The organism is Sphingobacterium sp. SG20118, assembly GCF_044740685.1.
Classification (GTDB): domain Bacteria; phylum Bacteroidota; class Bacteroidia; order Sphingobacteriales; family Sphingobacteriaceae; genus Sphingobacterium.
Genome location: NZ_CP172826.1, coordinates 506,635 through 531,791, shown reverse-complemented (window position 1 = coordinate 531,791; position 25,157 = coordinate 506,635). Strand labels below are relative to the sequence as shown.

Annotated in this window: 18 protein-coding genes and 1 pseudogene; 18 read left to right on the top strand and 1 reads right to left on the bottom strand. The window is 37.5% G+C overall.

Annotation, left to right across the window (positions count from 1 at the left end; translation table 11 throughout):
• Positions 1-154 precede the first annotated feature (154 nt).
• The 9 genes from ACFX5U_RS02565 (at position 155) to ACFX5U_RS02525 (ending at position 16,836) form a co-directional block, all read left to right on the top strand.
• A complete protein-coding gene (locus ACFX5U_RS02565; protein ID WP_400262413.1) occupies positions 155-2,533 on the top strand; it encodes an ABC transporter permease in 2,379 nt (792 codons plus the stop codon).
• A 15-nt stretch (positions 2,534-2,548) separates the two neighbouring features.
• Complete coding sequence (locus ACFX5U_RS02560; protein WP_400262412.1) at positions 2,549-4,954, top strand: ABC transporter permease; 2,406 nt, start codon at positions 2,549-2,551, stop codon at positions 4,952-4,954.
• 605 nt (positions 4,955-5,559) lie between these two features.
• Positions 5,560-8,001: an ABC transporter permease gene (locus ACFX5U_RS02555; protein ID WP_400262411.1), complete on the top strand. Its 2,442-nt coding sequence runs from the start codon at positions 5,560-5,562 to the stop codon at positions 7,999-8,001.
• Between the two features lie 162 nt (positions 8,002-8,163).
• Positions 8,164-8,385, top strand: coding sequence for a helix-turn-helix transcriptional regulator (locus ACFX5U_RS02550; protein WP_038696019.1), 222 nt, complete (start codon positions 8,164-8,166; stop codon positions 8,383-8,385).
• Between the two features lie 252 nt (positions 8,386-8,637).
• Positions 8,638-11,082, top strand: coding sequence for an ABC transporter permease (locus ACFX5U_RS02545; protein ID WP_400262410.1), 2,445 nt, complete (start codon positions 8,638-8,640; stop codon positions 11,080-11,082).
• Positions 11,083-11,333: 251 nt separating this feature from the next.
• Complete coding sequence (locus tag ACFX5U_RS02540) at positions 11,334-12,242, top strand: DUF4097 family beta strand repeat protein (protein ID WP_038696015.1); 909 nt, start codon at positions 11,334-11,336, stop codon at positions 12,240-12,242.
• Between the two features lie 219 nt (positions 12,243-12,461).
• The gene (locus ACFX5U_RS02535) at positions 12,462-14,870 is read left to right on the top strand and encodes an ABC transporter permease (protein WP_400262409.1); all 2,409 of its coding nucleotides are present in this window, start codon (positions 12,462-12,464) and stop codon (positions 14,868-14,870) included.
• A gap of 380 nt (positions 14,871-15,250) precedes the next feature.
• Positions 15,251-15,910 (top strand): ABC transporter ATP-binding protein, encoded by a 660-nt coding sequence (locus ACFX5U_RS02530; RefSeq protein ID WP_038696010.1) that lies wholly within the window; start codon positions 15,251-15,253, stop codon positions 15,908-15,910.
• A 77-nt stretch (positions 15,911-15,987) separates the two neighbouring features.
• Positions 15,988-16,836 carry a transglutaminase-like domain-containing protein gene (locus tag ACFX5U_RS02525; RefSeq protein ID WP_400262408.1) on the top strand — a complete coding sequence of 283 codons (849 nt, stop codon included), beginning with the start codon at positions 15,988-15,990 and terminating at the stop codon, positions 16,834-16,836.
• A 3-nt stretch (positions 16,837-16,839) separates the two neighbouring features.
• On the opposite strand, the gene ACFX5U_RS02520 is transcribed toward ACFX5U_RS02525, so the two are convergent.
• A complete protein-coding gene (locus tag ACFX5U_RS02520) occupies positions 16,840-17,967 on the bottom strand; it encodes a hypothetical protein (protein WP_400262407.1) in 1,128 nt (375 codons plus the stop codon).
• A 154-nt stretch (positions 17,968-18,121) separates the two neighbouring features.
• Here ACFX5U_RS02520 and ACFX5U_RS02515 point away from each other — a divergent pair, with 154 nt between their 5' ends.
• The 9 genes and pseudogenes from ACFX5U_RS02515 to rpiB all read left to right on the top strand — a co-directional run bounded on the left by ACFX5U_RS02515 (position 18,122) and on the right by rpiB (position 25,040).
• Positions 18,122-18,772, top strand: coding sequence for an epoxyqueuosine reductase QueH (locus ACFX5U_RS02515; RefSeq protein ID WP_280570685.1), 651 nt, complete (start codon positions 18,122-18,124; stop codon positions 18,770-18,772).
• Positions 18,773-18,880: 108 nt separating this feature from the next.
• Entirely contained in the window at positions 18,881-19,417 is a 537-nt protein-coding gene (locus ACFX5U_RS02510) for a DUF177 domain-containing protein (protein WP_038696002.1), read from the top strand.
• A gap of 14 nt (positions 19,418-19,431) precedes the next feature.
• The gene (gene rpmF, locus ACFX5U_RS02505) at positions 19,432-19,623 is read left to right on the top strand and encodes a 50S ribosomal protein L32 (protein WP_038696000.1); all 192 of its coding nucleotides are present in this window, start codon (positions 19,432-19,434) and stop codon (positions 19,621-19,623) included.
• A gap of 106 nt (positions 19,624-19,729) precedes the next feature.
• Positions 19,730-20,668 carry a phosphate acyltransferase PlsX gene (gene plsX / locus ACFX5U_RS02500; RefSeq protein ID WP_038695998.1) on the top strand — a complete coding sequence of 313 codons (939 nt, stop codon included), beginning with the start codon at positions 19,730-19,732 and terminating at the stop codon, positions 20,666-20,668.
• Between the two features lie 5 nt (positions 20,669-20,673).
• Positions 20,674-21,663 (top strand): beta-ketoacyl-ACP synthase III, encoded by a 990-nt coding sequence (locus tag ACFX5U_RS02495; RefSeq protein WP_038695996.1) that lies wholly within the window; start codon positions 20,674-20,676, stop codon positions 21,661-21,663.
• Positions 21,664-21,743: 80 nt separating this feature from the next.
• Positions 21,744-22,214, top strand: coding sequence for an acetyl-CoA carboxylase biotin carboxyl carrier protein (gene accB, locus ACFX5U_RS02490; RefSeq protein WP_400262406.1), 471 nt, complete (start codon positions 21,744-21,746; stop codon positions 22,212-22,214).
• An 83-nt stretch (positions 22,215-22,297) separates the two neighbouring features.
• A complete protein-coding gene (gene accC / locus ACFX5U_RS02485) occupies positions 22,298-23,647 on the top strand; it encodes an acetyl-CoA carboxylase biotin carboxylase subunit (protein ID WP_280570692.1) in 1,350 nt (449 codons plus the stop codon).
• Between the two features lie 76 nt (positions 23,648-23,723).
• Positions 23,724-24,594: pseudogene (gene tatC / locus ACFX5U_RS02480) on the top strand (twin-arginine translocase subunit TatC).
• A complete protein-coding gene (gene rpiB, locus ACFX5U_RS02475; protein WP_038695988.1) occupies positions 24,594-25,040 on the top strand; it encodes a ribose 5-phosphate isomerase B in 447 nt (148 codons plus the stop codon). The pseudogene tatC and the gene rpiB overlap by 1 nt, the downstream one beginning before the upstream one ends.
• Positions 25,041-25,157: the final 117 nt, after the last annotated feature.

Below are 25,157 nucleotides of genomic sequence, written 5' to 3'. Positions count from 1 at the left end.
AACACTTAAACCTTCTGTAATTAATTGTTAGCATTTGACCAGCAGATAGTTATATAAATGGATTGAAGATTGGTATTGTAAATTTCAACTGTAAGTAAATTGTAGCGCAATAGTATCTGTGAACTCATATGATTAATAAGCTAAAGAGAAAACCATGATTAAAAATTATATCAAAATCGCTTGGCGTAATTTATTAAAAAATAAAACTTTTTCTTTCATCAATATCATTGGCTTGGCTATTGGCATGGCAGGTGCTTTGCTCATCGCATTGTGGCTACAGAATATGTTGACCATGGATCGCTTTCATGAGAAGAGCGACAGACTCTACATCATCAGTAATCACGACACTTACCAAGGGGAGATACATGCGTGGACCAATACGCCCAAAATAATGGGTCCTACCTTAAAAAATGATTTTCCAGAAATTGAAAGTTTTAGCCGTATAGATGATGGCAATGAATTCTTAACAACTTATGGTAACAAAAAATTAGTATCCAGTGCCAGTTTTGTTGATCCTGGTTTTTTTAAGATGTTTAGTTACCCTTTGGTAATAGGAGACAAAACGAATCTTCTTAAAGATGCCAATTCAGTTGTAATCACTGAAAAATATGCTAAATCTCTTTTTGGAGATGAAGATCCTATAGGAAAATCTATTAAAATAGAATCCGATAACTTGGTCACAGTTCAGGCTGTAATTAAAGATCCTACAAGTTATAGCAGTATCCAATTTGATTATCTCCTATCATGGGACTTTGCGAAAAAATTAGGATTTGTTGACGAAAACTGGTCCAATAATTCGACCTATACTTATATTTTACTGAAAGAAGGGACGTCTCTATCAAAATTTAATAACAAGATCAAACTTGTTAGCCAAAAACATGTAAACGTAGGCAACAATAAAATTAAGTCAACAAATGAGATTTTCGCATTCCCATACAAAGACACCTATTTATATAATAAAAGCATAAATGGAGCATATACTGCAGGTCGTATTCAATTGGTTCATTTATTTACTTGGATTGGAGCATTTATCTTGCTTGTAGCCTGCATCAATTTTATGAACTTAAGTACAGCGCGTTCTGAAAGAAGAGCCAAAGAAGTGGGTGTCCGCAAAGTGGTAGGTGCTGATCGCAAAAGTTTAATTTTTCAATTTATTGTAGAAAGTATCTTAATCAGTTTTGCAGCCATGATCGTTGCCATCATTTGCATCCTATTGGTCCTACCAGCTTTTAACAATTTGGTTGAAAAAAACCTCACGATATCCGTGCTATCAGGAAGCACTTGGCTATTTTTAATAGGGTTCACTTTACTGACGGGTGTCTTAGCAGGAAGTTATCCCGCATTTTTCCTTTCCGCATTCAAACCATTGAAAACCCTGAAGGGAAAATTGAACACTTATAATAAAGGTATCAGCGTGCGTTCCATTTTAGTAATCATACAATTTTCACTCGCGATTATTTTGACTATAGCAACTATAATCGTTTCCCAACAGATCCGACATACGAAGGATCGCGATCGGGGGTATAATGATAATGGATTACTAACGTCACGGTTTTCGGGAGAACTAGACAAGAATTATTTGAGTCTCCGTAATGAATTACTAGCCAGCAATGCCGTACTTTCGGTATCGAAAAACATGTCTCCTGTGACAGATCGCTACAGTAATGGCTGGGGATTCAGCTGGCCTGGAAGTAATGAAAGTGATAAAAAAATATCTTTCAATCGTTTCAGTACCGATGCTGATGCCGTGAAAAACCTGGGATTCACACTGGTGACGGGACGTGATATTGATGTATACAAATATAAGACCGACAGCAATGCAATGCTGTTAACAGAAACTGCTGTTCGGAAGATGCGTTTACAAAATCCGTTGGGTCAAACCATCAATGGCGACGGTAAAGACTGGACTGTAGTTGGTGTAATTAAAGATTTTATTGTTGAATCTCCGTTTGATGAAATCATACCTATGGTTATATTCGGTCCTAGGTCTTGGTTTACAAATATTCATTACCGATTAAATCCAAACAATGATACCGCAACCAATTTAAAAACGATAGCAGCTATTTTCAAAAAATTCAATCCTGATTACCCTTTTGAATATAAATTCATTGATAAAAATTTTGAAACAAAATTTAAAGAAACACAATCCATTGGTACGATTTCTATGCTTTTTGCAGGCTTGACCATTTTTATTTCTTGTTTGGGATTATTTGCCTTAATTGCCTATATGGCGGAAACACGTATGAAAGAAATTGCTGTTCGGAAGGTACTGGGGGCTAGTATTGCTCAAATTACGGCATTACTTTCGACTGACTTTCTCAAATTGGTGATTATCGCTATACTAATTGCTTCTCCTATTGCGTGGTGGACGATGGATATGTGGTTGAAAGATTATAGCTATCGCATTGAAATCCAATGGCAATATTTTGGCATTGCAGGTCTTATGGCTATTATCATCAGCTTAGTAACCATCAGTTACCAAGCGATAAGAGCAGCACTTGGCAACCCTGTTGATAGTTTGCGTGATGAATAATCTAAAAAGACTGCTATGCTAAACAACAATATAAAAATCGCTTGGCGCAACATCATAAAGCGCAAGTACGAAAGTTTAATCAACCTGTTAGGTCTCCTGTGTAGCATTACTTTTGTTATGTTGGTCGGTGCATATGTATGGGAGGTGCATCAAGTTAATAGTCAGGTACGTAACAAGGAGCAGCAATACATACTTCAGAGTCAATATAAACAAGAAGGTTTTGGTATTCCTTTCACCAGTATTGGTGCCTTACCAAAAGCGTTGAAGGATGAATATCCACAATTAGTGGCCAATTATTATCGGTTCGATGGGTTGACATGTATCGTTTCCAATGGTCAGCAAGTTTTTCAGGAAGCAACAACTATTGGTGATGCCACGCTATTGGATATGTTTGGTTTTTCTTTATTTGAAGGAAACCCGAACACCGCTTTAACAAAACCTTTCTCCGTAGTCATAACAGAAAAGGCGGCTATTAAATATTTTGGGAAAGTAGATGTGTTGGGGGAAACACTGGAGATAAAAAATTTCAATGGCGAGAAGCATCCATTCAACATCACCGGAGTTATTAAAGCTAGTGCGCAAAATTCGGTGATGCACTTTAACGAAGCGACAAAGAGCGATTTTTTTTTACCAATAGCAAGCGAAACGTATTTTGGAAGATCGATCGACAGCTGGCATAACCCTTATATTGTTTCTTTTATCGAATTGCAAAAAGGTGTTTCTGCCGATCAATTGCGCGCTCCTATTGTAGACCTTGTGAAACGCAATACGGATGGAGAATTTTCAGCAAACTATGCTCCAGATATCAAACCTTTAACAAGCTATTTTCTTGATGATAACAACGGCGCTATCCGAAAAATGATTTCCACATTATTTTGGATAGCTGGGTTCGTGTTATTGATGGCTGTGATCAACTTTATTAATATTTCAATCAGTCAGAACTTCACGCGTCTAAAAGAAATCGGGATTCGCAAAGTAATGGGCTCATCCCGTATCCAGATTATCTGGCAATTGCTCACCGAATATATCATCACACTCGTCGTTGCGGTGACCATTAGTCTTCCGCTATATATTTTAGTTGCTCCTGTTTTTGAAGGTATCTTTATGCGTAAGTTACCTGCATTGACGGCTCTTCCTTTTGAGTTTTTTATGTTTCTATTCCTCTTCGCATGTATAGTCGGTCTTTTAGCGGGCATCTACCCTGCTGTCAAATTATCTAGCAATGGTATTCTAGCATCTGTGAAGAACAAATTCACAAGAAATAACAGCAAACAAATCGTCCGTCGAGTCCTCATCTTTATTCAGTTTGCCGTTGCCATCATCATCTTAATGGCTACCATCATCATATCTAAACAGATCAATTTATTTATAGATGGCAACTTAGGCTATAACAAAGAATCGTTATTAGCGGTACAAGTGCCACGAGACTGGAGTGAACAGGGGCTTAAAAAGATGGAGACTACACGAGATGAATTCCGGAGACTTCCACAAATTGCGTCTTTAAGTCTTTCTTATGAAATTCCAGGATTTGTAGGAGGAAATACCGGGACATTGATGAACAGTAAAGCAGAGAAAAAGGTCCATACTCAGATTATTCTATCTGATGATCAGTTTGCTCAGACTTATCAGATTCCAGTATTAGCAGGAAACTTTTTCTCGAAAAATACGGCTGACAATAAGAAAAATTTCTATGTTGTCATCAATAAAAAAGCACTGCATGCATTAGGCTTTGAACATGCCGAAGACGCTGTTGGTCAAACAATAAGTTTGGATGATGCCCATCAACATGTCACCATATCGGGTGTAACGGCAGATTTTATTCCAAATTCGATGTTGGAAGAGACTCCAGCTCTTGCCTGGATCGATATTAACAAATCAATGCAGTTCCGATATTTAAGCTTCCGCTTAAAACCAGGAAATCTGAGTTCTTCTATGTCGGCCTTAGCTGAAAAGTGGAAAGAGCTTCTTCCTGATGCACCATTTGAATATCAATTTATGGATGAACGCATCCAAAAACTATATGAGACGGAACTCCAGTTGCAGCGTGCTTCGCAAGTCGCCACTATTGCATCCTTATTAATTGTTTCATTGGGTATCATCGGGTTGATTACTTTATCCATTAATTTACGCAATAAAGAAGTTGGAGTACGCAAAGTGCTAGGTGCTTCTGCTGTCCATTTAATTTTACTTTTTTCTAAGGAGTTTTATATGATTTTTGTTTTAGCATTGTTTGCGACAATACCCTTAAGTTATTTATTGATGCATATTTGGTTACAGAATTACAGTAACCGGATTGATATTGATTTCATGACTTACTTGCTCCCATTGGGCTTTTTGACTTTATTACTGGGTACATTGATTATAGGCATTATATACCGAGCTACACGGTTTAATCCTATTGAAAAGTTAAGGGATGAATAAAAAAAGCCGTAGGTGCTACTAATTAAAAAAGTGCAAAAACCGACTGAGGAGTGGCGGTTTATAATTGGTGTTTTCCTACGGCTTAAGATTTTTAGAATTCGATGTAAATTTTCATCAACAGTGTACAAGTAAATCTGACTTCCACAACTGCATTAGTATCTATAGACTAACATTATAGATATTCTATACAAAGAAACATAATATGCGGCAATATTCAAAACAATTGTATATTTAAAAATAACATTTAATAATTTTATCTATACATACAAATAGACTTTAATAAGTATTATCAGGGCTAAATCAGGAGAGACTTTAGCGAAAAACTCCTTCAATAAATCGATAGTTACACGCAAGACTGGACTGAGCAAAGCGCATCCATGAACTGACGATAAATGGTACGCAATTTTTCAAATAGCTCAATATTTTATTCTAACAGGTTTGTACGATAATGGACGTAAACTGTTCAATATCGTACAAATACCAACCCTACATAAATAGTAACTTATTAATACACAAATAGATATACATTTGGCAATGCTATTGTCTTTATAAGACATAATCCTTGTTGTAAGATGGATGGGATTTTCTAAATATTCGTAATTGTTATGTTGGTAAATAATCTTAAAATCGCTTGGCGAAATATCACAAAAAATAAGCTGTATTCCAGTATTAAGATTGGTGGCTTTGCATTTAGCATCGCGATTTGTATCCTTATTGTTTTATATATTAAACATGAAACGAGCTATAACAAGTTTTATCCAAATGTAGATCGGATCTATCGTATCGTGTCACAAATTCCAGATGGGGACGATGTAATGAGGGGATTATCTTTGACCGCACCTGCTGCAAAAGCAATCAAAGATGAGGTTCCGGCAGTAGAACAATCGGGTCGTATATTACCTAATCCGCTTTTTGGTGCTGGAGGTAATCAATTGACGCTCGGGTCCAAACCCGAAAACTATTATGACGATGGATTCGTTTATGTTGATCAATCGATTTTGGAAATGTTTCCTTCGCCAATTATTTATGGGCAATTGGATCATGCTCTGGACAATCCGAATACAATTGTCTTGACAAAAGGTAAAGCTGCTAAATATTTCAAGGATAACCCAGTTGGTCAACAGATCTACCTCAACAATGATAAATCAAAACCTTATACGATTACCGCAGTCATCGATGATATCCCGAGCAATTCAACGCTATACGGCTATACTTTTTTTATGTCTTTGGCAGGCGAGCCATTTTATCTTGGTGAGCAAAATAATTGGATGGCAACAAACTATACCGTTTATGTCAAACTGAAAGAAAACAGTGATCCAGAACAGACGCAAAGCATTATTCAAAAAGTATACATCGAAGGTCATCTGATCCCCGAAACGCTGAAGGCAGGAGGTAAAATAAGGTCTTACGTTCATCAGCTAAAAATGACATTGCAAAATGCTGTTGATATCCATCTGTACTCTTCAGGTATTCGTGATGACAAGGTATCTACGCTCAATCGGGGGGATATTAAAATGATCTGGGCATTTGCATCTATTGCGGCCTTTATATTGCTGATAGCTTGCATCAATTTCATAAATCTTTCTACTGCAAATGCAGCGACAAGAGCTAAAGAAATTGGTATTCGTAAAACGATTGGCTCTGACCGAAAATCCTTAATTGACCAATTTATGGTCGAAGCAATCTGCTATAGCTTAATCTCTTTGATCATTGGCCTAATATTAGCCTGGGTACTGTTGCCCTTATTTAACAACCTCGCTAATAAAAGTTTGGACATCCCCATATTTAGCTGGTATTTTATTCCAACACTCCTTGTTGCTTTGATATTCATTGGAAGTATAGCGGGTATTTATCCCGCACTCTATCTTTCTGGATTCAAACCTATTTCAGCATTAAAAAATAAACAGCAATCTAATCCTAAAAGTTCTTTGTTACGCAATGGTCTTGTAACGTTTCAATTTGCAACCTCCATTATTCTAATCGTGAGTGCACTTGTCGCAAATCAACAGATCAATTTTATTTTGAATAAAGATCTCGGATACAGTAAAGATCAGGTCATCGTATTGCGTGGACTTAAAACCTTATCTCAAGATTTAGGTAGCCTAAAAAATGAATTAAAATCCCTTCCTTATATCTCTAATGTTTCTGTGGGAGACTACCTTCCTGTACCTATTGATGGTGTGAAACGTAATGGTAATGCTTTTTCACTTGATGATAAAAAAGACGTGGAACTTCCTAGAGGAGGGCAAGTCTGGCTCGTTGATGATGATTATTTATCCACTTTTGAACTGCGGTTGTCTGAAGGGCGTAATTTCAATCCCAAATTAGCCTCAGACAGTTCTGCGACTATTGTTAACAAAAAGCTTGTAGAACAATTGGGAATCACTCATCCAATCGGAGAAAAAATAAATAACGGCCAGTCTTTGACTATCATCGGAGTGGTGGATGATTTTATATTTGAATCGCTAAAAGAAGAATCTGGACCAGTCTCTTTAGTGCTTGGAAACAGTCCTTCTCTCCTATCCATAAAAGTTAAAGCAGGTCATATAGATCAATCTCTTGCTCAGATTACCAAAGTCTGGGACAAGTTTTCCCCAAGTCAAAAAATCAATTATAGTTTTTTAGATGAAGGTTTTGAAAGTTTATATCAGGATGTTGAACGTACAAAAAATATTTTCACCTGCTTTGCTTTTATCGCTATTTTTATTGCATCACTGGGTTTATTTGGGCTCGCTACCTATATCACTCAACAGCGTACAAAAGAAATCGGAATCCGGAAGGTGCTTGGAGCGAGCAGCATAGGGCTTTTAACACTGCTTTCCAGCAACTTTATAAAATTAGTATTTATTGCTATTGTAATTGCTGTTCCTATTTCTTGGTGGACGATGGATACTTGGCTACAGGACTTTAACTATCGCATAGAAATAAATTGGTTATACTTCATACTGGCAGGTTTTTCAGCTATTCTTATTGCTATTGTCACAATCAGTTACCAAACATTGAAGGTTATTCGAGCTAATCCTGTAAATAGTCTTCGCGATGAGTAGGTTGTGTATTTCTTTCTATTTTTTTCCGAAATCATATCTTTCTGAATGGTTATTCTATACAAATAGCTATAATAAATATGAATATCAAAAACGATTGTATATTTAATAATAACATTATGTAATTTTATCTATACAGATGAACTGATAATAAAAGGTATTATAATGACAAAACTCGGAGAAATTTTAGCAAAGAAATCAGTCAATAAATCGATGGTAGCACGTAAGACCGGATTAAGTAAGGCGCGTATCAATGAACTTACGATGAACGAAACCGCAAAATTGCGATTGGATGAAATGTATCTCATTGCGCTAGCTACGGATAGTGACCCGAATGAAATGATGCTTAGATTATGTGAAGACCTACAATTAAAAGATTTAGATTAACTTAATAGGAACGGATAGCAGAATTTTAAAATAAAGTAATGCACTATCCAATCAGATGATATCGCAAGTATCTTAAATAAAAATTTGTACGATACCGAACGAAAACTGTTCGATATCGTACAAACCCCATCCCAAATAAACCACAACACACTAATAAACAGTAAACTACATATTTGGCAATGCAATTGTTTGATGAACTATAACTCATCATTTCAATTGTAGTATGAGATTTTCTAAGTAAACGCTATCCTAATGATTGGAAATAATCTTAAAATCACTTGGCGAAATATCACAAAGAATAAATTATATTCCAGCATCAAAATTGGTGGATTTGCCTTTAGTATTACGATCTGTATCCTGATCGTTCTTTATATTAAACATGAAACCAGTTACAATAAGTTCTATCCAGAAATGGATCGGGTTTACCGTCTTATTGTCCAAGCGCCGGAAGGTAATAAAATCAATCGTTGGGTATCGCTTTCTGCTCCTGGGGCAGCAACATTAAAGGCGGAAATTCCTGCTATCGAAACATCGGGTCGAATACTTTCCAATCCGCTATTTGGTGCGGGGAGTAATCAATTATCGATAAACCAAGCTGCGGACATTTATTACGATGATGGATTTGTCTATATGGATCAGTCTATATTGGACATGTTCCCCTCTCCAATGCAATATGGGCAACTGCAACATGCACTGGATAAGCCAAACTCTTTAGTCTTAACAAAAAGTAAAGCTGCTAAATATTTCAAAGGAAATCCTATTGGTCAACAGATTTATTTAAATAACAATAAATCCAATGCTTATACCATAACAGGTGTTATCGATGATATACCTAGTAGCTCTACCTTGTCTGGTTATAGCTACTTTATGTCCTTGGCTGGAGAACCATTTTATCCAGGTGAACAGATCAAGTGGACTAGCAATAATTACACCATCTACGTTAAATTGAAACCTCAGGCAAATGTTAAACTTGCGGAAGAAGAAATTTTCAAAAATTACATCACAGGGCACTATATTCCAGAACTCATTAAAGCGGGACGAAAAATTGGTCCCATCGTCCATCAAATCAGAATCAACCTGCAGCCTGCTCTGGATATCCATTTGCATTCATCGGATATCGAGGACGATCAGGTTTCTACTTTGAGTCGTGGCGATATTCGCATGGTATGGACATTTGCTGCAGTAGCATTTTTTATCCTGATGATTGCTTGTATTAATTTCGTTAACTTATCAACAGCTAATGCCGCAACTCGAGCAAAGGAAATCGGCATTCGTAAAACAATTGGATCTGATCGAAAAAGCTTAATCAAGCAGTTTATATCTGAAGCAATGACCTATAGCTTCTTATCCTTGCTTCTTGCTTTACTCTTGGCTTACCTATTGCTCCCTTTGTTTAATAACCTCGCGAACAAAACCATTGAAATCCCTTGGCTAACGTGGTATTTTGTCCCCTGCTTGATTCTTTCGACTGTTGTCATTGGTTTAATTGCAGGTATTTACCCTGCGCTTTATCTCTCTAGTTTTAAGCCTATATCTGCTATAAAAAGTAAATCGGTGAGCAATCCTCGCAATTCTTTGTTGCGCAATGGCCTGGTCATTTTTCAATTTACAACTTCCATCGTTCTGATCATCGGTGCATTGATCAGTAACCAGCAGATTCAATATATCTTACAGAAGGATTTGGGCTTCAACAAAGATCAGTTGATCGTACTACGAGGATTAAATACAATAACCGACCAACTCACACCCCTTAAAAATGAACTCAGGAATATCCCTTCGGTAAACAACGTTTCCATTGGCGAATACCTTCCGGTACCCATCGACGGGGTAAAAAGAAATGGTAACCCTTTTTGGCTAGAGGGAAAGCGAGAGCTGGATCTAGCAACTCAGGGACAGTTCTGGAGAATAGATGCTGATTATCTGGCCACTTTTGGCATCCAGCTGGTAGAAGGTCGCAATTTCAACCCACAAATGGCATCAGATAGTTCGGGTATAATCGTCAACAAAAAAATGATTGAAGAACTGGGTATCAAGAATCCAATAGGTACAAAAATCACCAATGGGGAAACTTGGACCATCGTGGGCGTAGTCGATGATTTCATTTTCGAATCTCTAAAAGGAGAAGGAATGGCCCCCATTGGTTTAGTATTGCGCGATAGCCCCACGCTGCTGACCATTAAAGTAAAACCGCAACATATGGATGAAACGCTGATGGCTATCACAAAAGTATGGAACCAATTTAGTCCTAATCAAAAAATAAATTACAGTTTTTTGGATGAGGGATTTGAGTCGCTATATCGGGATGTGGAACGAACAAAAAATATATTCACCTGCTTTGCAATAATCGCGATCTGTATTGCTTCCCTTGGTTTATTTGGACTGGTTACTTATATCACGCAACAACGGACTAAGGAAATAGGAATCAGAAAAGTTCTTGGCGCAAGTAACATCCGTATATTAACATTATTATCTGAAGATTTCATGAAATTGGTGTTTGCCGCAATTGTCATCGCCATACCAATTGCTTGGTGGGCAATGAACCAATGGCTTGCTGATTTTAATTACCGAATTGCGATTGGCTGGGGATATTTTATGCTAGCTGGATGCTGTGCGACTTTCATTGCCTTGGGAACAATCAGTTTCCAAACACTAAAGGTGATTCGTACTAATCCTGTGGATAGCCTGAAAAATGAATAGGATGAGCTACGATCACCAATTTTCTACTGAGCTGTCTCGGCGCAATTTGATACCAAGTGCGCTTTGTCCAGAACTGAACGTTAACTGTTCAATAACGAACAGTTACTGCTTAAAATAAAAATAGTAAAACACTGACTACCAACTAATAATCAGTGTGGCAAAGCAATTGTATATTTTCATTCCATGTATTGTCCTTATAATTTTTTAACAAGGGACTAAATAGTCAAGTATATTTTTAATAAAACACTTATATGAAAAGGTTTATTCAGACCACAGTATTATTACTGTTGGTACAAGTTTCTTTCGGTCAAAAAATGATACGTAAAGAAACTTTTCAGAACAACAAAATCAAAGATCTCGAAGTCAGCACATCAGGAGGGGCCATCAAAGTAAATGGATCAGATAAAGAATCTGCTTCGGTGGAAATCTGGATATCTCGCAATGGCAACATCCTCGGTTCCTCGGCTGATCTAGAAAAAATATTGAATGAGCACTTTGACGTAACCATTCAATTAGAGGCTGGAAAATTGACAGCATCTGCTAAACGTAAAAGTGGAAAAAGTGGTAACAATCCGATCTCAGTAGCTTTCTATGTCACCGTCCCCGAATCGGTCAATAGCAATCTGAAAACCGCTGGAGGTAGTATACAGTTAAGTGCATTGAATGGCAATCAAATGTTCCAAACCTCGGGTGGCAGCTTACAAATTAGATCGTTATCAGGAAACATTACAGGTAAGACTTCGGGCGGAAGTATCAATGCAAGCAACAGCCAGGGTGATCTCCAACTCAACACCTCAGGAGGTTCCATAACGCTGGATAATTGTTCTGGTAATATCCGGGTTGCTACTAGCGGTGGATCGATTAATGGGAAGAATCTAAAAGGATCGATTGATGCGCACACAAGTGGTGGAAGTATCAATATGGATATGGATACGCTATCGGATGATATGGTATTGGCTACATCGGGTGGTAGCGTGCGGGTTAAGGTACCAAAAGGAAAATACAACATAAACCTCAAAGGATCACGCGTCAGCCTTCCTTCCGCTAGTAATTTTTCGGGTACATCTAAAAAAACTTTGGCTCAAGGAACAATAAATGGTGGCGGCAAAAAAATAGATGCACGCACTTCTGCAGGTTCTGTATCGCTAGATTTTCATTAACTGGTCCTTTATTAAGAACTTACGATATAAAATCAACAGATAATACGTTGTTGAATCAGATTCAACAGCAAGCTTTTAGGGTTACTCGCTTGCTTTTCTGGAAGAAGTAAGCGAGTAAAAATGAGAAAAATTTTCAACGACAGATCTCCCTTTTATAAGGTGTTTCATAAGTCTGAAGTGTCTAACACGAATTGGTCAATTCTGGATAATAAAATAATAATGATCAGACATTACTTCAAAGTAGCCTATCGAAATATGTTTAAGCACAAGACATTGAGCTTTATCCATATTATTGGACTTGCTGTCGCCATTGCTACGGCTACCTTACTCTATCTGACAGCAACGTTTGAGTTATCTTATAATAAGCACCTAAAAGATTATTCAAAAATAGGCCTGCTTTATTTTCAAACGCAGCCACAAAATGGGCTACAAAACAGTGCAACTGCCCCTACACCTCTCGCTCCGCTATTGAAGACACAGATACCGGAAATAGCATACATCAGTCGCTATTATAATGAAGGTATCCATTTGCGTCATGGAGAAAAACAGCTGCAGTCGAATAACAAATACGTAGATGCTGACTTTCTTCCCATATTTAGCTTGCCCACTGTACAGGGGGATAACCATGCTTTGGAAGATCTTGACAATATCGTCATCGATGAAGACATCGCTAAAAATCTGTTTAGTAGCAACGATGTTATCGGAAAGCAAGTAGAAGTATTAGCTGGAGGACAGTGGCAAACAAAAACAATCAGTGCTGTACTCGAGAAACTGCCGTCCAATTCTAGTCTCAACTTCAATACCCTTTTACGCTTCGAACAGAAACCCAACTACAAACAATATAAAGAAGAATGGGGCCATCAGGATCACAATCTTTTTGTAAAAATGAAATCTGATCCTATCAATGATATTGCCTTTACACAGGCTACCCGTTCTTTTATCAAACAATATTATAAAGATAGTGAGCGTATTTTGAAACGAGATGGGGCACTTGCCAATAAAGCCGGTGATTACCTGTCACTACATATCCTCCCTATAGCCGATTATCATTTGAACAATAAAGGTTTGGGAGATGCAGCTTCTCCGACATTCCCGTGGATCCTGCTGCTCATTTCAGGACTCATCTTGTTTGTTGCCTGCTCCAACTTCATCAACCTCTCGCTGGCCAGTTCCTTGGTCCGCAACCGAGAGATAGGTACGAGAAAGACTCTTGGTGGAACTATCAGTAGTTTAACCACACAACTATGGATAGAAGCGCTCTTACTTTGTTTCATCGCCCTATTTCTGGGGCTAGGGATAGCTTTTATACTTCTCCCAGAATATAACGCCAATATGAATTACAGACTGAGTATAGGACAACTGTTTGTTCCGCAAAACCTCCTTATATTCACACTATCGTTTATCACATTAACGCTCTTTGCTGGAGGATATCCCGCTTGGCGCATAGCCCGTACAAATGTCATTGCCAATTTAAAAGGTACGGCTAATATTAGATCAGGTCGATTACGAAACAGCCTTACTGTTATACAATTTACCATAGCTATGGTGCTTATTGTGGCTACAATTGTTATCGGTTCACAATTGCATTATATCACCAACCGTCCACTAGGATTTGATAAAACTGATGTTATCAGTATTCCAATAGGTAGTGGCATTGACCAAGAACGTGCTTTACAACAGATGAGAATCGAACTAGCGTCTCTACCTTGGGTAAAAGGCATCACCGCTTCTGACATCAATTTAGGTTTGGGGAGAGATGGAAGTACAGCTAATAGTCGATTTGGATTCGAATACGAAGGCAAACAAATCTATTCGAATTTTATGCGTATCGATTATGATTATGCCAAGACTCTGGGGATTAAAGTCTTGAAGGGGCGAGATTTTGACCGTACATTTTCGAGCGATACGGCGGCCATCTTAATCAATAGACGGATGGCTGAGCAGCTTGGCGATGTCGAAAATATCGTCGGCAAGACGTTGGACCTAGATGGTAACCCTCAAGTGATTGGTATTATTGACGATTTTAATTTTCAGACACTGCACAGCGAAGTACAACCACTCACGCTATCGATTAATCCAAATCAATCTTCCGTTGAATATTTATTTGTACGAGTAGAAAGTAACAATCCGTCCGAGACTATCCAAGCAATAGAAAATACTTGGAAAAAAATCAATCCAAAAGCCAATGTATCTCCATCCTACTTAGACGAAAATACCAACAATATGTATAAAGCAGAGCAGCGTTTTTCGCGTATTATCATTGGGGGGGCGAGCACTGCTATCTTAATCGCTTGCTTAGGACTATTTGCCTTGTCTTTGTTAATGATAAACCGACGTGTCAAGGAAATTGGCATACGTAAAACACTGGGTTCATCGGTATCGGGGATCGTCCTACTGCTGTCCAAGGATTTTATGAAATTACTGTTTATCTCCTTTCTTTTGGCTTCACCCTTGAGTTGGTGGATGATGAGTGGTTGGTTGGATGACTTTGCATACCATATCGATATAAGTTGGTGGATGATTACCTTAGCAGGTATGGCTATTATGACGATTGCGCTATCCACTGTCGCGGTACAAGCAATACAAGCAGCACGAGCGAATCCTGTAGATAGTCTGAAGGATGATTAACATCATCTGTTTAAATAATCTGCTATTAACAATTGTAAAGGTGCAATATGGATAAATAAATTTTTCTTGTCCAAAACTGAACGTTAACTGTACGATAATGAACAGTGATCATCGTGATTTAAACTACAAGACACTGATTATCAAAACACAAACAAAATGGCAAAGCAATTGTATCCTTTCAGCAAAGTTGGATACCATTTCATTTTTTAACAACGGACTAAATAGGCAACTTATGATCTTGAAGGAAGAGCCAACCCTGTAGATAGTCTGCGCAATGAGTAATATATGGGAGGTAAGGTGATATTTACTTATTGGCTTAGGGAAGCCTAAATGAGAATACATAATAAGCTTTAAAAAATTAACAACGAAAAATAGATGATATGATCCAATTAAAGAACTTATTTAAATGGTATAATGTAGGGAGCACACGTTCATTCGTACTCAAAGATGTCAGTCTGAATATCGAAGAAGGGGACTTTGTATCGATTATGGGCCCGTCGGGTTCTGGAAAATCGACCTTACTGAACATCATCGGTATGTTGGATGAACCGGATGAGGGGGAGTACTTATTTAAAGGAGAAAGTATTTTAGAACTGAAACAAAAGAAAAGAACGCAGCTTTTTCAATCGCATATTGGCTATGTATTTCAATCTTATCATTTGCTTGATGAGATGACGGTATATGAAAACATCGAAACTCCATTAATCTATAAGAACAAATCTTCTTCTGAGCGTAAGTCAATCGTGAGCGATCTGTTGGACCGTTTTAATATTGTGGGAAAGAAGGATTTATTTCCTTCTCAGTTATCTGGAGGCCAACAACAGATTGTTGGGATTGCCAGAGCATTGGCGGGTTCGCCATCCCTCCTGCTCGCGGATGAGCCTACGGGAAATCTGAACTCGAAACAAGGAGAGGAAATCATGGAGCTATTCCAGCAACTCAATGCAGAGGGAGTAACGATTATTCAGGTAACACATTCTGAAAAAAATGCCACTTATGGAAAAAGAACGGTGCACATGATGGACGGTCAATTAAAATAATCAGTACCAATATACCTAAATATATCCCTGCATATGCTTCATTTGGCATATCGCGGGGATTTTTATTAAATTTGTGTATGGATGAAAAAGAATTACAGGCTTTGGTTACCTTATTGGATGATCCTGATCAATTGATTGCAGAAGAAATCGAGCATAAGCTTTTAAGCTTAGGACCTGATATCATTCCTGCTTTGGAGGAATATTGGGAGTCTGCATTTGACCCCTTTATACAAGAGCGTCTAGAGCGTATCATCCATGAAATACAATTTGCCCAAATTAAAAATGAACTCTTGGTATGGAAGATGAGCAACTCTTTTGACCTCTTAGAGGGATTGTTGATCATCAATAGCTACCAGTATCCTTCCTACAACAATAACCTTATACGGGTCACCTTAGAAGAGCTAAAACGAGAAATATGGATAGCGCTAAGGTACGAGATGACTCCTTTGGAGAAAGTGTCCTTGATCAATCATATCTTGTTTGATAAATTTGGCCTATCGGGAAATACACATGACTATCACAATCCTCAAAACTCATTTATTGGCAGGGTATTGGAATCTAAAAAAGGAAACCCTTTGACACTTTCTTGTATCTACAGTATTGTTGCACAAAAACTTGATATCCCTATTTTTGGTATTAATCTACCCAAACATTTTATCCTATCTTATCAAAATGAGTTGCAACCGGAAGATGATTTGTTATTTTACTTGAATGCCTTCAATAAGGGACAGGTGATGCAAAAATCGGATGTTGTATCATTCCTGAGACAACTCAACTTACCCCTATCAAAGGAATATATGTTGCCTTGCGATCACGTGACCATACTAAAAAGAGTACTTCGTAATCTCATGACTGCTTACGAACAAAATGAAAGTACAAGCAAGAAACTAGAAATCGAAACACTCTTTAGGCTCTTAGATGAATAAGTTTTATTCGACACCTTCGCCAGGTCCTCTTGCATCCAATGATAGGGCAACTGGAGTTAATCTAAATTCTTTTGTAATATTCGGTTTGACGTTACCATCATCTGTATTCAAGAAACGCGAGACAGTCTTTGTATCAGCATCGGCAACATAGATGTATTCTGCTCCATCACGGTTATCAATAGCAACGTCCAATGGTCTTTTTAAGCCTGTTAACACGCCTGTAATAATGCGTGTAGGTGTGATAGCGCGATCACTGGTACTGGACAATAATAAAGAAGCTTTTTCAAATAACAAAATCTTACCAACTGATACATCTCCAGTCTTTGTATAAGCAGCAACGGCTAGTAAGTCTTGGCGATCAGAATAACTAAATCCTCTAATTTCACCTTGATCAGCTATGGTCAATACTGCCCTTGGGGGAAAAGACTCAGCATTCAATATGGAATCTACTCCGGGGTTCTTTCTTAAGATATCACTGAATATGGCAATTCCCTTCTTAACCCCTGTGACAGACATATAGAGATCTGAATTCTCTTCAGTTCCTTTAAAAGCCATAGACCATGGCGTAAGTGAACCTAAGGCAATACTTTGTTTTATGTCTGCCCTTCCTCTATAATTACCAGGTCTTTGAAACAAATAGATAGATGATGGTCTGGTCTCGTTACCGATATTGGCTACATAAAGATTTTCCGTCCCTCTGTTATGGTGGTATGCCAATCCTCTGACTTTGGTTAGCAAACCATTTGAAATCAAACCTTTTGCAGCTGGGGCACCTGTTTCTGGGTGTACGGACATGACCTGAATACTGGTATCTTTAACATTTCCACTATTGTCACTGCTTTGGAAAACATATTTTGCAATCGGACTGAATAATATTGCTGCACCACCTTTGATCCCAGAATTATGCGACAAAGAGGATTGAAAAGATGTACTGGAATCTGCACGATCGATAATATCCAGGTTATTATAAGGAGTCTGCGCTTCATCCAATTGAAATTCCGAAAAAGAAACGTAAAGCCTGGATATCGATACTTCGGATAAAGCGGGCTCGTCGTCTTCTCGCACACAAGAAGTTAAACATGTTACAATCGCAAAAAATAGAACAGCTATATATGTTGTTAGTGATTTCATTTTTAATCTGATATAGGTACAAATCTACAAATATGAACGCATATAAAGATAAAAAAAACGAGATTCGGTAGGACTCTCTAAAATCTATTAATCAAATATTTGCTAGTTCAGTACTTTTTGAGTAAAATTGCCAAACTTTTATCAGTAAATAGCAATGGAAGAGAAGGAGTTCGTCAGAGAAAAGTTAACATTACCCAACGAAGGCAAAAAACTGCTTTTACATTCGTGTTGTGCACCCTGCGCTGGAGAAGTAATGGAGGCTTTAATTAGCTCGGATATCGCATTCACGATCTATTTCTACAATCCCAATATTCACCCACGTAAAGAATACGACTTACGAAAAGAGGAGAATATTCGTTTTGCAGAAAAACATAATATTCCCTTTATTGATGCCGATTACGATGTTGATCATTGGTTTGAATTGGCAAAGGGAATGGAAAACGAGCCTGAGAAAGGTTCTCGTTGTACCATGTGCTTTGATATGCGGTTTGAGAAAACAGCAGAATATGCTGCTGCAAATGGATTTGATGTGATTTCAAGCTCATTGGGTATTTCGAGGTGGAAAAACATGGATCAGATCAATGACTGTGGTGTACGAGCTGCATCCCGTTATCAAGATATGGACTATTGGACGTTCAATTGGCGAAAAAAAGGAGGTGCAATTCGCATGCTAGAAATATCTAAAAAGGAACGTTTTTACATGCAGGAATATTGCGGCTGTGCCTATTCCCTTCGCGATACCAATCGATGGAGAATGGAGACTGGTAGAGCAAAAATAGAATTGGGTAAAAATTTTTATGAATAACCGCTTGCAGAAAGGCTAATATCTATAATAACAATTGAAATATATTTTACAAAAAAATTTCAATTCTAACTTATTTATATATACCTTTGCAGGCTCAAATGCAAGATTGTGAAACATCTAAAACAATATAGAATACCGTTTTCGGGGCTAAATGCAGGAAAGCATAATTTTGAGTTTGAAATAAATAAAGAGTTCTTTGATTGTTTTGAGCATTCCATTGTTAAAAGTGGAAATCTAATGGCAAATGTTGAATTACAAAAGCAAGAAAATTTGCTTATATTGAATTTCACAATTGCTGGAGATATCCAATTAACATGCGACGTTTGTTTAAGCGAGTTTCCATCGCCGATTGCAGTTAAAGAGCGTGTTTTAGTCAAATTCACAGCTGAAGACTGGACCGATAATACCGAAGAAGTACTGGTATTATCCAAAAGCGATCATGAGCTAGACCTGACCGAATTGCTATATGAATATATTAATTTAGCAGTTCCTTTGTTCGCTAAATGCAGTGACCAAGGAGAAGATAATACTTGTGACCCGGTGATGTTAGCCCACTTATCAGTTGAGCAAAGCAAGGAAGATCAAGCAAAAAAAGAAAACATTGACCCACGTTGGGCCGCACTAAGAAATATTAAAAATAACTAAAACAGAAATACGAGATGGCACATCCAAAGCGTAAGACTTCTAAATCAAGAAGAGACAAGAGAAGAACACATTATAAAGCAGACAGACCTAGCTTAAGCATTTGTAAAGAAACTGGTGCAGTTCATTTACCACACCGTGCATACACAGTAGATGGTAATTTATACTACAACGGTAAATTGATCATTGATAATACAGCTGTTGTCTAACTTAGATCTTTCAAAACATAAAACATCCCAAAACGAGTATAATTTTCAAATTATACTTTAATTTGGGATGTTTTTTGCGTATTATTGACTTGAAAAATAATCACGAATGAAGATTGGTTTAGACATTTTAGGTGGCGACTATGCCCCTAAAGCAACAATATTAGGTGCAATAGAAGCTCAACAAATTTTATCAAATGATCAAAAACTTGTTCTATTTGGTAATGAAGAAGAGACTAAGTTGCTTATCGAACAAGCTGGGGGTAATCCTTCAGACTTTGAATACGTGCATGCACCTGAAAATATTAGTATGGGAGAACACCCTACTAAAGCGATTACGCAAAAACCTAATTCTAGTATAGCCAAAGGCTTTGAATTACTAAAACGAGGGGAAATTGACTCATTTGCATCTGCCGGTAACACGGGAGCAATGCTTGTCGGCTCACTTTTTAGTGTAAAAGCAGTACCTGGAGTACTAAGACCTGCTATAACGACAATTGTACCAAAACTTAAATCAGGTTTTGGATTACTACTTGACGTCGGCGCAAATGCAGATTGCAAACCCGAAATGCTGAATCAATTTGCGGTTTTGGGTAGCCTGTATTCGCAACATATGTTTGGTATCCCTTCACCGAGGATTGGTTTATTAAATATCGGTGAAGAAGAAGAAAAAGGAAATATCCTCACCACATCCACCTATCCCCTTTTAAAAAACAACGAACACATTAATTTCATCGGAAATGCGGAAGGCCGAGATCTGTTTTCAGATATAGCTGACGTATATGTCTGTGATGGTTTTACTGGAAATGTTGTTTTAAAGCTAGCAGAATCATTTTATGTAGTGACATTGAAAAAAGGATTCAAAGATGAATTCTTCGATCGATTCAACTACGAGCAATATGGAGGTAGTCCTGTTTTAGGAGTTAATGCTCCTGTGATAATAGGTCATGGAATATCAACTCCACAGGCTATTAAAAATATGGTTTTACAATCTAGAGATATGATCCAGTCAGACTTAATTGACAAAATCAGATCTGCATTTAATTAAATTTTATGTCAAAAATTCATGCTGCAATTACGGCAGTTGGTGGATATGTACCTGATTATATCCTCACAAATAAAGAGTTGGAAACGATGGTTGATACCAATGACGAGTGGATTGTATCTCGTACGGGTATCAAAGAACGTAGAATCTTAAAAGGAGAAGGTAAAGCGACTTCAGATCTTGCTGTACCTGCGGTACAACAGTTATTAGAAAAAAGAGGAATTGCCGCAACAGATATTGAATTGATCATTTTCTGTACAAGTACACCAGATATGCTGTTTCCAGCGACAGCAAATATTTTGGCGGATAAAATTGGTGCTACCAATGCTTGGGGATATGATCTACAAGCCGCTTGTTCTGGCTTTCTTTTTGGCCTAACAACTGGTGTTCAATTTATTGAATCAGGTAAACACAAAAAGGTATTGGTTATTGGCGCAGATAAAATGTCTTCAGTAGTCAACTATCAAGATCGCAACACGTGTATCTTGTTTGGTGATGGCTGTGGTGTCGTTCTATTGGAGCCAAATACTGAAGGTATGGGTATTCAAGATAGTATTTTGAAAACTGACGGTTCTGGTGGTCAATATCTAAATATCAAAGGTGGTGGTTCTTTAAACCCTGCTTCGCATGCAACTGTAGACGCTGGTCTACACTACGCTTATCAAGAAGGTAAAACTGTCTTCAAATTTGCGGTTACCAATATGGCCAACGTAGCGGCAGAGATCATGGAGAAAAATAATCTTCAAGCTTCGGATATTGCTTATTTAGTACCGCATCAAGCGAACAAACGTATTATCGATGCAACAGCTGATCGCGCTGGTTTACCTGAGGAAAAGGTAATGATCAACATTCAGAAATACGGTAATACAACAAGCGCTACTATTCCTTTATGTTTATGGGAATGGGAAAGTAAGTTAAAGAAGGGTGATAACCTGATTTTAGCTGCTTTCGGTGGTGGATTTACTTGGGGATCTGTATACTTAAAATGGGCTTACTAAGTACAATAATTATTTTGTAACTTTGAAAGTTGTTTTAAGAATTTTAAAAATTAAAACTAAAATATTTAACCTGCATAACTATGGGTATGGACATTAAACAAATTCAAGACTTGATTAAATTCGTTTCAAAATCAGGTGTGAATGAAGTAGCAATCGAAGAAAAAGATTTCAAAATTACGATAAAAACAAATCAAGAACCTACTTACGTAACAGCTTCGGCTCCAGTTGCTACTGCACCAATCGCAGCCGCTGCTCAACCAACTGCAGTTACTCCTGCAGCAGCTCCAGCGGTAGTTTCTGAAGAGGCTAATTTTATCACCATTAAATCTCCAATGATCGGAACATTTTACCGTTCAGCAGGACCAGGAAAACCAACATTTGCAAATGTTGGCGACGAAATCAATAATGGTAAAGTATTGTGCATCATTGAGGCAATGAAATTATTCAATGAAATTGAATCTGAAGTTTCAGGTAAAATTGTTAAAATCTTGGTGGAAGATGCTCAACCAGTTGAGTTCGACCAACCTTTATTCTTGGTAGATCCTAGATAAGCAATCGTCAATATTTTTATTGCCGATTAACATGAGCGCACAGGAACTGTGCACTCATACCCGAAAACTTCACAGAAAATACAATGTTTAAAAAAATATTAATAGCTAATAGAGGAGAAATCGCTTTACGTATCATTCGCACTTGTCGCGAAATGGGTATCAAAAGTGTAGCTGTTTATTCAACAGCTGATAAAGATAGTTTACACGTTCGTTTTGCGGATGAAGCTGTTTGTATCGGTCCTCCTGCCAGTAAAGATTCTTACTTAAACATTCCAAATATTATCTCAGCTGCAGAGTTAACAAATGCAGATGCGATTCACCCTGGATATGGTTTCTTAGCAGAAAACGCAAGATTTTCATCAATATGTGCGCAGTATGGTATCAAATTTATTGGTCCCACAGCAGAGCAGATTGAAAAAATGGGCGATAAATCGCAAGCAAAAGATACGATGAAAAAAGCTGGTGTACCTACGGTACCTGGTTCAGACGGTCTTTTGGGCTCATTACAAGAAGGTGTTAAACTTGCTAAAGAAATTGGCTACCCTGTTATCATCAAAGCTACTGCTGGTGGTGGTGGTAAAGGTATGCGCATTATTTGGAACGAAGAAGAATTTGAACATGCTTGGGACTCTGCTCGTCAAGAATCTGCTGCTGCCTTCGGTAATGACGGTATGTATCTAGAGAAATATGTAGAAGAGCCAAGACATATCGAAATTCAAGTAGTGGGTGATCAATACGGTACCGTATGTCACTTATCTGAAAGAGATTGTTCTATTCAACGTCGTCACCAAAAACTATTAGAAGAAGCTCCTTCACCATTTATTACGCCTGAATTGCGTCAGAAAATGGGCGAAGCTGCAATCAAAGGAGCTAAGGCGGTCAATTATGAAGGTGCAGGTACGGTAGAGTTTTTAGTTGATAAAAACCGTAACTTCTACTTCATGGAAATGAATACCCGTATTCAGGTTGAGCATCCAGTAACGGAAGAGGTCATTAATTTTGATTTAATCAAAGAACAAATCAAAGTTGCGGCTGGTATCCCAATTTCTGGAAAAAACTATGAGCCTACGATGCATGCTATCGAATGCCGTATCAATGCTGAGGATCCATTCCATAATTTCCGTCCTTCACCAGGAAAAATAACAAATTTCCATTCACCAGGTGGACACGGTGTACGTATCGATACGCATGTTTACGCTGGATACACGATTCCACCGTATTACGATTCGATGATCGCAAAAGTTATCTGCGTGGCACAAACACGTGAAGAAGCAATTTCAACAATGGAAAGAGCTTTAAGCGAATTTGTTATCGAAGGTATTAAAACAACTATACCTCTTCATTTACGCTTAATGCGTGACCCAAACTTTAGAGCGGGTAACTTTACGACGAAGTTTATGGAGACTTTTGACCTTTCAGAAGATAATGTATAATAATATTATCTTTACATAGATAAAAAAATACCATTCTTTTCAATAAGAATGGTATTTTTGTTTACAAACAATTTTTATGAGTACTACAGATCGCAAAAGCCTAATTGAATCTATAAAAGATAAAGGAAAAAATATAGAAGCAGAAATGTCTTTCTTTGATCATCTCGAAGTTCTGAGATGGCATTTGGTTCGTTCGGTGATAGCAATATTTATTTTTGCAGGTTTATCGTTCACCTTTTACGATTTCGTCTTCAACGAAATCATAATGGGACCTAAAAATCTTAATTTCTGGACATATAGAATGATGTGTCTTGTGGGTGACAAGTTTAATATTGATGGGTTTTGTGTGGAACATATTCCTTTCAATATTATCAATACGGAATTGGCCGGACAGTTTATGTTACAGATAAACTCTTGTTTATTGATGTCGTTGCTCTTAGGGTTTCCCTTACATCTTGTTTGAGATTTGGCTTTTTATAAAGCCCGCATTAACAGATTTAGAGCGTAGATCTGCTCGTGGATTTGTTTTTTATGCAACCTTGTTATTTGTATTAGGAGTTTTATTTGGATACTATGTTGTTGTTCCTCTTTCGGTCAACTTTTTAGCGAATATCTCCCTGAGTATAGAAATTACGAATCAGATTACTATTGATTCTTATCTTTCAACGATAGCGACATTATCATTAGGTTGTGGGATCGTGTTCTTATTACCGATATTGATTTTTATCTTATCAAAAATGGGTATCATGACTCCTGAGTTTATGCGTGCTAGTAGAAGATATGCAACGGTAATTATCTTAGTTATTGCCGCTATCATCACCCCTACTGCAGATGTCATCACGATGTTAACGGTAGCGACTCCGATGTTTATATTATACGAAATCAGTATTTTAGTATCGGCGAAAGTAAAAAAACAAAAATTAGCACAAGAAAAAAATAATATATAATGAGTACTTTAAAAACAATTGCGATAGGAAGTGATCACGCAGGAATTGAATACAAAACTGCTATCGTAGCTTTATTAAAAGAATTAGGATACGAGGTAAAAGATTTCGGTCCTTACAATACCGATTCTGTTGATTACCCAGACTATGCACACCCTGTTGCAACTGAAGTTGAGGATAATAAAGCAGCTTTAGGCGTGTTGATCTGCGGAAGCGCAAATGGCGTTGCTATTACCGCGAATAAACACCAAGGAATCCGTGCTTCTATAGCATGGTTAGAAGAAATTGCAGCGTTAGCTCGTCAACATAATGATGCGAACGTAATCTGTATTCCGGCTCGATTTATTGATCTAGAATTAGCAAAATCAATCGTTAAAACTTTTGTTTCCACAGATTTCGAAGGTGGTAGACATGCAACTCGTGTCAATAAAATTGCTTGTGGTTGTTAATTTAACATAATTTAAAGGACGGAGAAAAGGTGTCGAAATACTTTTTCTCCGTTTTTTTTGTTCTAAATAGAAAACAATGAAACAATCATGTTTTTATGTATATCAAATGAATACGCA

What these genes read in the sequence shown, in the direction of transcription:
- ACFX5U_RS02530 (WP_038696010.1), top strand. Translation starts at nt 15,251, where the DNA reads ATGATCCAATTAAAGAACTTATTTAAATGGTATAATGTAGGGAGCACA.
- ACFX5U_RS02515 (WP_280570685.1), top strand. Translation starts at nt 18,122, where the DNA reads ATGGAAGAGAAGGAGTTCGTCAGAGAAAAGTTAACATTACCCAACGAA.
- ACFX5U_RS02560 (WP_400262412.1), top strand. Translation starts at nt 2,549, where the DNA reads ATGCTAAACAACAATATAAAAATCGCTTGGCGCAACATCATAAAGCGC.
- ACFX5U_RS02535 (WP_400262409.1), top strand. Translation starts at nt 12,462, where the DNA reads ATGATCAGACATTACTTCAAAGTAGCCTATCGAAATATGTTTAAGCAC.
- ACFX5U_RS02495 (WP_038695996.1), top strand. Translation starts at nt 20,674, where the DNA reads ATGTCAAAAATTCATGCTGCAATTACGGCAGTTGGTGGATATGTACCT.
- ACFX5U_RS02565 (WP_400262413.1), top strand. Translation starts at nt 155, where the DNA reads ATGATTAAAAATTATATCAAAATCGCTTGGCGTAATTTATTAAAAAAT.
- ACFX5U_RS02550 (WP_038696019.1), top strand. Translation starts at nt 8,164, where the DNA reads ATGACAAAACTCGGAGAAATTTTAGCAAAGAAATCAGTCAATAAATCG.
- ACFX5U_RS02525 (WP_400262408.1), top strand. Translation starts at nt 15,988, where the DNA reads ATGGATGAAAAAGAATTACAGGCTTTGGTTACCTTATTGGATGATCCT.
- rpmF (WP_038696000.1), top strand. Translation starts at nt 19,432, where the DNA reads ATGGCACATCCAAAGCGTAAGACTTCTAAATCAAGAAGAGACAAGAGA.
- accC (WP_280570692.1), top strand. Translation starts at nt 22,298, where the DNA reads ATGTTTAAAAAAATATTAATAGCTAATAGAGGAGAAATCGCTTTACGT.
- ACFX5U_RS02540 (WP_038696015.1), top strand. Translation starts at nt 11,334, where the DNA reads ATGAAAAGGTTTATTCAGACCACAGTATTATTACTGTTGGTACAAGTT.
- plsX (WP_038695998.1), top strand. Translation starts at nt 19,730, where the DNA reads ATGAAGATTGGTTTAGACATTTTAGGTGGCGACTATGCCCCTAAAGCA.
- accB (WP_400262406.1), top strand. Translation starts at nt 21,744, where the DNA reads ATGGGTATGGACATTAAACAAATTCAAGACTTGATTAAATTCGTTTCA.
- ACFX5U_RS02555 (WP_400262411.1), top strand. Translation starts at nt 5,560, where the DNA reads ATGTTGGTAAATAATCTTAAAATCGCTTGGCGAAATATCACAAAAAAT.
- rpiB (WP_038695988.1), top strand. Translation starts at nt 24,594, where the DNA reads ATGAGTACTTTAAAAACAATTGCGATAGGAAGTGATCACGCAGGAATT.
- ACFX5U_RS02520 (WP_400262407.1), bottom strand. Translation starts at nt 17,967, where the DNA reads ATGAAATCACTAACAACATATATAGCTGTTCTATTTTTTGCGATTGTA.
- ACFX5U_RS02545 (WP_400262410.1), top strand. Translation starts at nt 8,638, where the DNA reads ATGATTGGAAATAATCTTAAAATCACTTGGCGAAATATCACAAAGAAT.